12 protein-coding genes are annotated in these 10627 nt (G+C 71.9%); 6 read left to right on the top strand and 6 right to left on the bottom strand.

Annotation, left to right across the window (positions count from 1 at the left end):
* The coding region (locus tag EBH09_RS20340) for a histidine kinase (RefSeq protein WP_238697376.1) at positions 1–1196 on the bottom strand (1196 nt) is incomplete at its 3' end.
* Positions 1197–1314: 118 nt separating this feature from the next.
* On the opposite strand from EBH09_RS20340, the gene EBH09_RS20335 reads away from it, so the two are divergent.
* The 5 genes from EBH09_RS20335 to cseC all read left to right on the top strand — a co-directional run bounded on the left by EBH09_RS20335 (position 1315) and on the right by cseC (position 6056).
* Positions 1315–2310: an A/G-specific adenine glycosylase gene (locus EBH09_RS20335; RefSeq protein ID WP_121748387.1), complete on the top strand. Its 996-nt coding sequence runs from the start codon at positions 1315–1317 to the stop codon at positions 2308–2310.
* Positions 2311–2560: 250 nt separating this feature from the next.
* A complete protein-coding gene (locus EBH09_RS20330; RefSeq protein WP_121748386.1) occupies positions 2561–3094 on the top strand; it encodes a SigE family RNA polymerase sigma factor in 534 nt (177 codons plus the stop codon).
* Positions 3082–3753: a hypothetical protein gene (locus EBH09_RS20325; protein ID WP_193776425.1), complete on the top strand. Its 672-nt coding sequence runs from the start codon at positions 3082–3084 to the stop codon at positions 3751–3753. Before EBH09_RS20330 ends, EBH09_RS20325 begins: the two co-directional genes overlap by 13 nt.
* A 219-nt stretch (positions 3754–3972) precedes the next feature.
* The gene (gene cseB / locus EBH09_RS20320) at positions 3973–4677 is read left to right on the top strand and encodes a two-component system response regulator CseB (protein ID WP_121748384.1); all 705 of its coding nucleotides are present in this window, start codon (positions 3973–3975) and stop codon (positions 4675–4677) included.
* A gap of 23 nt (positions 4678–4700) precedes the next feature.
* A complete protein-coding gene (gene cseC, locus EBH09_RS20315) occupies positions 4701–6056 on the top strand; it encodes a two-component system sensor histidine kinase CseC (protein WP_121748383.1) in 1356 nt (451 codons plus the stop codon).
* Between the two features lie 22 nt (positions 6057–6078).
* On the opposite strand, the gene EBH09_RS20310 is transcribed toward cseC, so the two are convergent.
* The 4 genes from EBH09_RS20310 to EBH09_RS20295 all read right to left on the bottom strand — a co-directional run bounded on the left by EBH09_RS20310 (position 6079) and on the right by EBH09_RS20295 (position 8258).
* A complete protein-coding gene (locus EBH09_RS20310) occupies positions 6079–6525 on the bottom strand; it encodes a VOC family protein (protein ID WP_121748382.1) in 447 nt (148 codons plus the stop codon).
* 73 nt (positions 6526–6598) lie between these two features.
* A complete protein-coding gene (locus EBH09_RS20305) occupies positions 6599–7009 on the bottom strand; it encodes a helix-turn-helix transcriptional regulator (protein ID WP_121748381.1) in 411 nt (136 codons plus the stop codon).
* 243 nt (positions 7010–7252) lie between these two features.
* Positions 7253–7450 (bottom strand): DUF397 domain-containing protein, encoded by a 198-nt coding sequence (locus EBH09_RS20300; protein WP_121748380.1) that lies wholly within the window; start codon positions 7448–7450, stop codon positions 7253–7255.
* Positions 7410–8258 (bottom strand): helix-turn-helix transcriptional regulator, encoded by an 849-nt coding sequence (locus EBH09_RS20295; protein WP_121748379.1) that lies wholly within the window; start codon positions 8256–8258, stop codon positions 7410–7412. The genes EBH09_RS20300 and EBH09_RS20295 overlap by 41 nt, the downstream gene beginning before the upstream one ends.
* A gap of 95 nt (positions 8259–8353) precedes the next feature.
* On the opposite strand from EBH09_RS20295, the gene EBH09_RS20290 reads away from it, so the two are divergent.
* Positions 8354–8797 (top strand): ATP-binding protein, encoded by a 444-nt coding sequence (locus EBH09_RS20290; protein ID WP_345940947.1) that lies wholly within the window; start codon positions 8354–8356, stop codon positions 8795–8797.
* 114 nt (positions 8798–8911) lie between these two features.
* Here the strand turns inward: EBH09_RS20290 and EBH09_RS20285 are convergent, their stop codons facing one another.
* On the bottom strand, positions 8912–10531 hold the full coding sequence (locus EBH09_RS20285) for an MDR family MFS transporter (protein ID WP_121748377.1): 1620 nt from the start codon (positions 10529–10531) through the stop codon (positions 8912–8914).
* Positions 10532–10627 lie beyond the last annotated feature (96 nt).

Below are 10627 nucleotides of genomic sequence, written 5' to 3'. Positions count from 1 at the left end.
TACGCCCGGACTCGGAAGCCGTCCCCGTGCGGGCCCGCGTCGAAGTCGCCGCCGGCCGAGGCGACGGCGGCGCGCAGCCCGAGCAGGCCCGAACCGCCCGACGAAGGGGGCGCCTCCTGGGCGGCCGGTCCGCTGGTGACGGTGACCGTCGTGCCGCGGGCCTGCCCGGTGACCGCTACGACGACGGGGGCGCCCGGCGCGTGCCGGGCCGCGTTGGTCAGGGCCTCGCGCACCACCCGGTGCAGCAGGCGCTCCGTGATGCCGCCGGGTTCCGGGGCCGGGGCGGCGGTGTCGTCCCGCGGTTCCCAGCGAACGGGGAGGCCCGATTCGGCGGCGCGGGCGACGAGGTCCTCGACGCTCTCGCCCGCCGGGGTCAGCGGGGCGGGTTCGTCGTTGACGGACACCTCGCGCAGTACGCCGATGATGCGGTGCAGGTGGTCGGTGGCGTCGGCGGCGGCGACGCGCAGGTCGGCCGCGGCGGCACGGTGGTCGGCGGCGAGGCCCGGTGCGACCTGGAGGGCCGCGGCGCGCAGGGCGAGCAGGCTCAGTTCGTGGCCGAGGGAGTCGTGCATGTCCTGGGCGATCCGGGCCCGTTCGCGCAGTCTGGCCCGTTCCTCGGCGTGCCGCTGTTCGTCCTCCAGCCGGGCGGCCCTGAGCCAGCCGGCCTCGGCGAGCACCCGGCTCTGCCGCCAGTAGCGTCCGGCGAGCCAGGGGAAGACGCAACCGAAGAGCAGCGTGCCGGTCAGGACCAGCCACTCGGGCGCCGGGTCGACCCCGACCAGCGCGATCCGCGCCGTGCCGACGACACCGGCACCGACGAAGCCGGCCACCGCGGGACGCGGCCGCCGCGCGCGCAGGCCGAGCAGCAGGGCGAAGACGCCGAGGGCGGGGCCGTAGGAGACGCTGAACAGAGCGGGGGTCGCGGCGAGGCTCAGGCCCGCCGCCAGCGCGAAGGCGGCGAGCGGCTGCCGCCGGGAGAGCGCGACGGCCACGGCGAGGACTCCCAGGCCGGCCAGCTGCTGCCAGAGGGGGCGCGGCTCGTTCATCCCGAGCCGGTCCGCGGTGACCGCGGGAAGGACGAGGGCGGCCCAGAGGAGGGCACCGCTGCCGAGGGCGGCGAGGCGGGTGGGCCCGACGCCGTCACCGACGCGCCCACCGCCGGCCCCGGGCTCGTCGGCCGGGTGAGTTACGTTCACGGGCCGACGCTACAAGCGGGCGGCGGGGCGGCGCCCCTGTCGATCGTCAGGGGTCGTGGCCGATACCGGGTGGCGGTGCGCCCGTGCGGTGGTCCTCCCGTGGCAGGATCGGAGGGTCATGACTGCGCCCACGAAGCCCTCGCACAACGGCCCCTCCGACCCCGCCGCGACCCCGGCCTCCGCCGCCGTCTCCGGTGCCCCGGCGTCCGCCGCCGTCCCGGTCGGTGAGCGGGCCGTGTCCGGTGTGCCGCTGCACGCCCCCGTCATCGACTGGTTCGACGAGCACGCCCGCGACCTGCCGTGGCGGCGCCCGGAGGCCGGCGCTTGGGGCGTGATGGTCAGCGAGTTCATGCTCCAGCAGACGCCGGTGAGCCGTGTCCTGCCCGTCTACGAGCAGTGGCTGGCCCGCTGGCCGCGCCCCGCCGACCTCGCCGCGGAGGCGCCCGGCGAGGCCGTCCGCGCCTGGGGCCGGCTCGGTTATCCGCGTCGCGCCCTGCGCCTGCACGGCGCCGCCGCGGCCATAACGGAACGGCACGGCGGCGACGTACCGGCGGACCACGCCCAACTGCTGGCGCTGCCCGGCATCGGCGAGTACACGGCCGCCGCGGTCGCCTCCTTCGCCTACGGCCAGCGGCACGCCGTACTGGACACCAACGTCCGCCGGGTGTTCGCCCGGGCGGTCACCGGTGCGCAGTACCCGCCGAACGCCACCACCGCCGCCGAGCGGAAGCTGGCGCGGGCGCTGCTGCCGGACGACGAGGCGGGCGCGGCCCGCTGGGCGGCCGCCTCCATGGAGCTGGGCGCGCTCGTCTGCACGGCGAAGAACGAGTCGTGTCACCGCTGTCCGATCGCGGACCGGTGCGCGTGGCGGCTGGCCGGCAAGCCCGCGCACGACGGGCCGCCACGGCGCGGCCAGACGTACGCGGGTACCGACCGGCAGGTGCGCGGCCGGCTGCTCGCGGTGCTGCGGGAGGCGCACGGGCCGGTGCCGCAGGCGGCACTCGACCAGGTCTGGCACGAACCGGTCCAGCGCGCACGAGCCCTGGACGGCCTCGTCGCCGACGGTCTGGTGGAGCCGCTGGCGGACGGGCTGTACCGGCTGCCGCTGAGCTGACGTACGGCCGGAGCACAGCGGTGAGCACAGCCGTGGCAGTACTTTCGTGACAGGTCACATAGCGGGGGAATCGGTCATTACCCGCACCAAGTGGCCGGTCGTTCCAGCCGGTCTCTCCTTCCGTTACACAACCGACGGACAGCCGAGGCCCCTCCGCAGGCTGCATCGCACAGCGCCGTGACAACGCTTCCCTAACTTCGTTTCCGTGCCCCGCAGGCACAGCAGGGCTACGGATCGGAAGGCGGTTGACATGGGCGAGGTGCTCGAGTTCGAGGAGTACGTCCGGACCCGGCAGGACGCGCTGCTGCGCAGCGCCCGGCGCCTGGTCCCGGATCCCGTGGACGCCCAGGACCTCCTGCAGACCGCGCTGGTGCGCACGTACCGCCGCTGGGAGACCATCGAGGACAAGCGGCTGGCGGACGCCTACCTGCGCCGGGTGATGATCAACACGCGTACCGAGTGGTGGCGGGCGCGGAAGCTGGAGGAAGTGCCGACCGAGCAGCTCCCGGAGTCGTGCGTGGACGACTCCACCGAGCAGCACGCGGACCGCGCCCTGCTGATGGACGTCATGAAGGTGCTCGCCCCGAAGCAGCGCAGCGTCGTGGTGCTGCGACACTGGGAGCAGATGTCCACGGAGGAGACCGCCGCCGCCCTCGGCATGTCGGCGGGAACGGTCAAGAGCACGCTGCACCGGGCGCTCGCCCGGCTCCGCGAGGAGCTGGTCGCCCGCGATCTGGACGCACGGGCGCTGGAGCGTGAGGAGCGGGAGCGTTGCGCGGCCTGACCGTCGGTCGATCACCCGGGGATGCCCGGAGGAGTAAACAGGCGGCGGGTACGGCGGTGGCCGTGCTCGTCGCCCTCGGCCTTTCCCTCTCCGGCTGCGGCGCGGGCGGCACCGGCGCCCGTGACGAGGGGCCGGCCCACGCGGAAGCGGTGGCGGGCGCCGCCTCCTCCTCGCCCACGGCCTCCCCCTCCAAGGCTCCCGACCGCGTGAACGCGGTCCGGCTCGTCAAGGCCGACCCCAAGGTCTCCGCCGAGGTCAAGCGCGAGCTGAAGCCGTGCGTCGCCGACGAGTACCCCGTCGACGTGTCGTACGGGGAGCTGACCGGAGGGTCGGGATCGGCCGAGGACGTCGTCGTCAACGTGCTGACGTGCGGTGACGCGGTCGGTGTGGGCAGTTACGTGTACCGCGAGGAGGACGGCGCGTACCAGAATGTGTTCAAGGCCGAGGAGCCGCCGGTCTACGCGGAGATCGACCGCGGCGACCTGGTGGTGACCAAGCAGGTGTACGAGAAGGGCGACCCGGTGTCCAGTCCGTCCGGCGAGAACGTGATCACGTACCGCTGGGCCTCGGGCCGGTTCACCGAGGAGTTCCGCACCCACAACGACTACAGCAACGCCGCCGGGAACGTGCCGACCCCGGCCCCGGAACCGGACAGCTGACGCGCACGGCGAGAGAACCGGCCGGGCCGTGTGAACCGATCGGGCCGCCCGGACCGATGGAGACATGAAGACCCCGATGGAGACTTGGACACCGGCGGAGACGTGAACCCCGCGGAGAGACGACCACCGGCGGAGACGTGAACCCCGGTGGAGAAATGAACGCGGCGCACGCCCCCCGCGTCTACCGAGTGACCGCACACGAGGACTGAGAGCACCCGGATGGCAGACCAGACCCACGTCCTGTTCGTCGAGGACGACGACGTCATCCGCGAGGCCACCCAGCTCGCCCTGGAGCGGGACGGTTTCGCGGTCACCGCGATGCCCGACGGGCTGTCGGGCCTGGAGGCGTTCCGGGCCGACCGCCCCGACATCGCGCTCCTCGACGTCATGGTCCCCGGTCTGGACGGCGTCAGCCTGTGCCGCCGTATCCGGGACGAGTCCACCGTGCCGGTGATCATGCTGTCCGCGCGGGCGGACTCCATCGACGTCGTACTGGGGCTGGAGGCCGGCGCCGACGACTACGTCACCAAGCCGTTCGACGGGGCCGTGCTGGTCGCCCGCATCCGCGCGGTGCTGCGCCGCTTCGGGCACGCGGGCGGCGGCGACCGGGGGGACGCGGGGGCCGCCGACGACACCGGGGGCGTGCTCGCCTTCGGCGAGCTGGAGGTCGACACCGACGGCATGGAGGTGCGCCGGGCCGGGCGGCCGGTGGCGCTCACCCCGACCGAGATGCGGCTGCTGCTGGAGTTCTCCTCCGCGCCGGGCACGGTGCTCTCGCGCGACAAGCTCCTGGAGCGCGTGTGGGACTACGGCTGGGGCGGTGACACCCGCGTCGTGGACGTCCATGTGCAGCGACTGCGCACCAAGATCGGCCAGGACCGTATCGAGACGGTCCGCGGCTTCGGCTACAAGCTGAAGGCCTGAGCGGGGATTCGGGGATACAGGACATGCGGGGGTTCTTCCGTACGAGGCTGAGCATCCGTACCGGGCTGCGCTGGAAGCTCAGCGCGGCCATCGCGCTGGTCGGCGCGCTGGTCGCGGTGGCGCTGAGCCTGGTCGTGCACAACGCGGCCCGGGTGTCGATGCTGGACAACGCGCGTGACCTCGCGGACGACCGGGTCCTGATCGCCCAGCGCAACTACGAGCTGTCCGGACGGCAGAACTTCCCCAACGCCAAGATCGACGACCCCGAGCTGCCCGCGGAGCTGCGCCGCAAGGTCGAGAACGGGCGGCGGGCGACGTACGTCGCCGAGCGGGCCGACGGGGTGACGGACATCTGGGCCGCCGTGCCGCTCAAGGACGGGCACGTGATGTCCCTGCACTCCGGGTTCACCGACCGCAGCGCGGACATCCTCGATGACCTCGACCAGGCCCTGGTCATCGGCTCCATCGCGGTCGTCCTCGGCGGCAGCGCGCTCGGCGTGCTCATCGGCGGTCAGCTGTCGCGGCGGCTGCGCAAGGCCGCCGCCGCCGCGCACCAGGTAGCCAACGGCGAGCCGGACGTCCGCGTGAGGGACGCCATCGGCGGGGTCGTCCGGGACGAGACCGACGACCTCGCGAGCGCCGTGGACGCGATGGCGGACGCCTTGCAGAAGCGGCTGGACGCCGAGCGCCGGGTCACCGCGGACATCGCGCACGAGCTGCGCACCCCGGTGACCGGCCTGCTCACCGCCGCCGAGCTGCTGCCGCCGGGCCGGCCGACCGAGCTGGTCCTCGACCGCGCGAAGGCGATGCGGACGCTCGTCGAGGACGTCCTGGAGGTGGCCCGGCTCGACGGGGCCTCGGAGCGGGCCGAGCTGCAGGACATCATGCTGGGCGACTTCGTGTCCCGGCGGGTGGCGGCCAAGGACCCGGACGTGGAGGTGCGGGTGATCCACGAGTCGGAGGTCACCACCGACCCGCGACGCCTGGAGCGCGTGCTGATCAACCTGCTCGCCAACGCGGCCCGGCACGGCCGGCCCCCCGTCGAGGTCAGCGTCGAGGGCCGGGTGATCCGGGTTCGCGACCACGGGCCGGGCTTCCCCGAGGCCCTCCTCGCCGAGGGCCCGAGCCGCTTCCGCACCGGCAGCACGGACCGGGCGGGCCGCGGGCACGGGCTGGGCCTGACCATCGCCGCCGGTCAGGCGCGGGTACTGGGCGCCCGGCTCACCTTCCGCAACGTACGGCCCGCCGGCGCCCCGGAGCACGTACCGGCCGAGGGCGCGGTCGCCGTGCTGTGGCTGCCGGAGCACGCGCCGACGAACACCGGGAGCTACCCGATGCTGCCGGACCGGGCCCACAGCGGCTCCCCGGGCCGGTCTTAGCCCCGCTCGGCTGCTCAGCCGCTCAGCAGGCGAAGTCCTGGTCCATGTCGAGGCCGCCCTCGCGGGGCTGGGTGAAGGAGAACCAGTTGCCGGAGTCGTCGCGGAAGAGGGCCTCCGTGCCGTACGGGCGCTCCTGCGGCTCCTGGAGGAACTCGACCCCGCGGTCCTTGAGCTTCTTGTAGTCGCCGTGGACGTCATCGGTGGTCAGCACGCCGGCACCGAGTGCGCCCTTGGCGACCAGCTTCTTGATCATCTCGGCGGACTCGGGGTCCATCGAGGGGCCGGACGGGACCATCAGCGTCAGTTCGACGTCGGGCTGGTTCGGGGAGCCGACCGTCAGCCAGCGCATGCCGCCCTCGCCCATGGTCATGTCGGTGCGGACCTCCAGGCCCAGCTTCTCGGTGTAGAACTCCTTGGCCCGGTCCTGGTCGAGGACCCAGACGGTCGAGATGGCGAGGCCTTCGATCATGGCGTGCTCCTGTTTGTACGCGCTGATTGCGCGGCCGTTCCCGCTTGCCCTGCCACGGTAGGCAGCGGGGGTCTCAGTCCGCTTCTCCGGAATTGCGCCGCACTCCGCCGGCCCAGTGCATGACGTAGCAGCCGGGTATGAGGGCGGTGCCCCGGCCCACGTACTTCGTCCGGTACTCGCTCGGGGGCAGTCCGGTCAACGCCTTGAACCGGGTGGAGAAGGTGCCCAGGCTGCTGAAGCCGACCAGGTGGCAGACCTCGGTCACGGACAGGTTGGCGGTGCGCAGCATGTCCTCGGCGCGCTCGATACGGCGGCGGGTGAGGTACTGGCCCGGTGTCTCGCCGTACGCCTCCTTGAAGGCGCGCAGGAAGTGATACCGGGAGTATCCGGCATGCGCGGCCACGGCGTCGAGATCGAGCGCCGGGTCGGCCCAGTCACGGTCCATGGCGTCCTTCGCCAGCCGCAACTGCCGCAGCTTGTCCATACGCCGATGGTGGCACGGGCCACTGACAGCGGCCGGTGGAGGCACGGGCGGTGGTCGCCTCACGCCTGGACCCGGCGAGGCGCACCGGCTTGAGGAGAAGGCCCGCGAGGAGTTCCTTGCCCGGCAGGCGGACCGGGGGGAGTAGTGGCGAGCGTGAGCATATTAGGGGCAACTGTCATCGAGCCGCTCATTTGAGCGGCTCGATGACAGTTTGGGGTGCGGTGTTCGGGCTGTGGGCGGTGACTACCGCAGGCCGTGGACGAACGCCTGCCAGGCCCCGGCCCCGACGGTGACAACCGGCCCGGCCGCGTTCTTACTGTCCCGCACGGGCACGGAGCCGGTGGGGCACTTGTCGGCGACCTCGACGCAGTCACCACCGGTATTTCCGCTGTAACTGGACTTACGCCACTGACTGTTCCTCTGGCTGGGAGCCGTGTCCATAGCGTTCCTCCATCACCCGGATGATCAGTTCCGCCGAATCCTCCACGGAGAGGGCAGCGGCCTGCAAGCGAGCGTAACGGAGCGCGGCTTCCCTGATGGTCTCCGGATTGGCCGTCATGTGGCCGGAGATGATGTCCTCCGTGTAGACGATGTCCGGGTTGTCGTCGAAGCGGAGGAAGTTGAACGAACCAGCGAGGCTGGCGTGAGCCCCGGCTTTGTTCGGCAGCACCTGCACATGCATCCACCGGTGACCGGCGAACTCCAACAGCCGGGCCAGTTGCCGCCGCATGACCTCGGGGCCGCCGATGGGGCGGTGCAGCACTGCCTCGTCCAGCACCACCCAGGCCAGCGGCGGCTGCTCGCGCTCCAGAATGCGCTGGCGTTCCATTCGGGCGGCCAGCAGGCCTCCCAGGTCGTCCGGCATGCCGGTAGCCAGGACCGCCCGCGCATACTCCTCCGTCTGCAGCAGCCCGTAAACCAACTGCGCCTGGTACGTGGAGATGTACGCCGCCTTCGCCTCCATCTCCGCGTATGGCTGGAACCACGTGGGGAGTTGACTCCGCAGGACCAGGCCGATCAGGCGCGAGAACAGACCGTCCGTGCCCAGCGCAGCATCCACCCGCTCGGAGAAGTCCCGCGTCGGGACCTTCTTCGTGGTCTCGATCTGGCCGACCAGCGAACCGGTGCAGAAGATGATCTCGCCGAGCTGACCCTGCCGGAGACCGTGGGCCTCGCGCTGGCGGCGCAGCTCCCAGCCGTAGTAGTCGAGTGGGGACGCGGTCGGGTCGAGGGACTGGATGTTGGCCACTGCGGCACCTCACTCCGGAACTACCGACGGCAACGCCTTCCGGCGTTCGTTTCTGTGCGTAGTCGAACGTACGCAATGAGTCGCAGCCTTGTGTCGTGAACCACGTAACCGGTCCGCAAGAGACGGACGTTCGGAGTCAGTACCACGCCGAGTTCGCCATGGGCGCGCACTCGGCCCGCCATCTGCGCCGCGTGCTGCGGCTTTACCTCGTCCGCTCGGGCCTGCGGGACGTCGCCGACGCCGCCGAGCTGGCGCTCACCGAGCTGGTCGCCAACGTCGTACGGCACGTGCCCGGCCGTCGCTGCCGCGTGTGCTTCCTGCTGTACCCCGGCGGAGTGCGGGTGGAGGTCGCCGACGGCTGCCCGGAGCTGCCGGTCGTGGCGGCTGCCGACACGCTGAGCGACGGCGGGCGCGGACTCGTGATCGTCGCGGCGGTGGCCGACCGGTGGGGTGTCGCACCGTACGCCGACGGGCGGGGCAAGACGGTGTGGTTCGAGTGCGTCAGCCGAGCGGCTCCCCTGCCTGCCCGGATCCGCTGAGACACGGCCCTGGGCCGGCAGCCGAGAATGGCGGACACGACGAGGCCCCCGGGCGGCCGAAACCCACCCGGAGGCCTCGTCGGCGAGCGGCGGACACCGGGCCGCCGCCCATGGTCAGACCGCCTCGGTCACCGGCGCCTTCCCCGTGGCCGTGTCGCCGTCGCCGTCGGCCGGGGCGTCGGCCGCCTTCGGGCCCGCCCCCTTCAGCGGGACCTCCTTGACGAAGACCGCCGCGACCAGGGCGACCACCGCCACCAGGGCGCCGAGCAGGAACGCGCCGTGGGTGCCGGAGGAGACCGCGTCCTGGTACGCCACGCGCGCCGCCTCCGGCAGCTTGGCCAGGCTCGCCGCGTCCAGCTGCGCCGACTGCTCGGTGACCTCGGAGCCCAGCGCCCCGGTCTTCTCCGCCATGACGTCCTGGACCCGGTGGTTGAACAGGGCACCCATGATCGCCACGCCGAAGGAGGAGCCGAGGGTGCGGAAGAGGGTGGTGGAGGAGGACGCGACGCCCATGTCCTTCATCTCCACGCTGTTCTGCGCCACCAGCATGGTGATCTGCATCAGGCAGCCCATGCCGAGACCGACGACGGCCATGTACACCCCGGAGGTGAAGCGGCTGGTGTCGGTGTCCATCAGCGACAACAGGTACAGCCCGACGGTCATCAGGGCGCCGCCGGCCACCGGGAAGATCTTGTAGCGGCCAGTGTTGGTCGTCACCCGCCCCGCGACCATCGACGTGACGAGCATCGCGCCCAGCAGCGGCAGGAGCAGCAGCCCGGAGTTGGTCGCGGACGCGCCCTGCACCGCCTGCTGGTACAGCGGCAGGAAGAGGGTGGCGCCGAACATCACGAAGCCGACGATGAAGCCGATGAGGGACATCAGCGTGAAGTTGCGGCTGCGGAAGATGTGCAGCGGCATGATCGGCTCGGCGGCCCGGGTCTGCCAGAACACGAACCCGACCAGCGCGGCGACGCCGATGCCGATCAGCTCCATGATCCGCACGGAGGTCCAGGCGTACTCGGTGCCGCCCCAGGTGGTGACGAGCACGATCGCGGTGATGCCGACGGTCAGCAGCGCGGCGCCCAGGTAGTCGATGCGCGCCTGGCTGCGCTTCCTCGGCAGGTGCAGTACGGCGCTGACGGCGACCAGCGCGACCGCGCCGAGCGGGATGTTGATGTAGAAGGACCAGCGCCAGCCCCAGTGGTCGGTGATGGTGCCGCCGACCAGCGGTCCGCCGATCATCGCCAGCGCCATGACGCCGGCCATCATGCCCTGGTACTTGCCGCGCTCCCGCGGCGGTATCAGGTCGCCGATGATGGCCATGACGCCGACCATCAGACCGCCGGCACCGAGGCCCTGGACGGCGCGGAAGCCGATGAGCTGGCCCATGTCCTGGGCCATGCCGCTGAGCGCCGAGCCGATCAGGAAGATCACGATCGACGTCATGAACGAGCCCTTGCGCCCGTACATGTCGCCGATCTTGCCCCAGAGGGGGGTGGAGGCCGCGGTCGCGAGAGTGTAGGCGGTGACGACCCAGGAGAGGTGCTCCAGGCCGCCCAGCTCGCCCACGATCGTCGGCATCGCGGTGCCGATGATCATGTTGTCGAGCATCGCGAGCATCATCGCGATCATGAGCGCGAGCAGGACGACCCGTACGCTCCTCGGCTGCTTGCCGCCGGCCTCGCCGGCTTGTACTCCCGGCGCGTCAGCGCCCGCTCCCGGTGTGTCCGCCATCGCTCCCACTCCCCCAGCTGCCCGCTGTTCCACTCGCCCACTTACTTGCCGCCCGGCAAGCTGACTACACTCGGGAAGGTAGACGCGTAACTAGCC

The sequence above is a fragment of the Streptomyces sp. E2N166 genome, assembly GCF_003671715.1.
Taxonomy (GTDB): Bacteria; Actinomycetota; Actinomycetes; order Streptomycetales; family Streptomycetaceae; genus Streptomyces; species Streptomyces thinghirensis.
The sequence above is the reverse complement of the archived record's forward strand: the minus strand, read 5'-3'. Positions and strand labels throughout refer to the sequence as shown.

Coding starts and splice junctions, on each gene's coding strand:
- EBH09_RS20310 (WP_121748382.1), bottom strand. CDS start 6,525: ATGATCGAAGGCCTCGCCATCTCGACCGTCTGGGTCCTCGACCAGGAC.
- EBH09_RS20285 (WP_121748377.1), bottom strand. CDS start 10,531: ATGGCGGACACACCGGGAGCGGGCGCTGACGCGCCGGGAGTACAAGCC.
- cseC (WP_121748383.1), top strand. CDS start 4,701: ATGCGGGGGTTCTTCCGTACGAGGCTGAGCATCCGTACCGGGCTGCGC.
- EBH09_RS20300 (WP_121748380.1), bottom strand. CDS start 7,450: ATGGACACGGCTCCCAGCCAGAGGAACAGTCAGTGGCGTAAGTCCAGT.
- EBH09_RS20335 (WP_121748387.1), top strand. CDS start 1,315: ATGACTGCGCCCACGAAGCCCTCGCACAACGGCCCCTCCGACCCCGCC.
- EBH09_RS20305 (WP_121748381.1), bottom strand. CDS start 7,009: ATGGACAAGCTGCGGCAGTTGCGGCTGGCGAAGGACGCCATGGACCGT.
- cseB (WP_121748384.1), top strand. CDS start 3,973: ATGGCAGACCAGACCCACGTCCTGTTCGTCGAGGACGACGACGTCATC.
- EBH09_RS20330 (WP_121748386.1), top strand. CDS start 2,561: ATGGGCGAGGTGCTCGAGTTCGAGGAGTACGTCCGGACCCGGCAGGAC.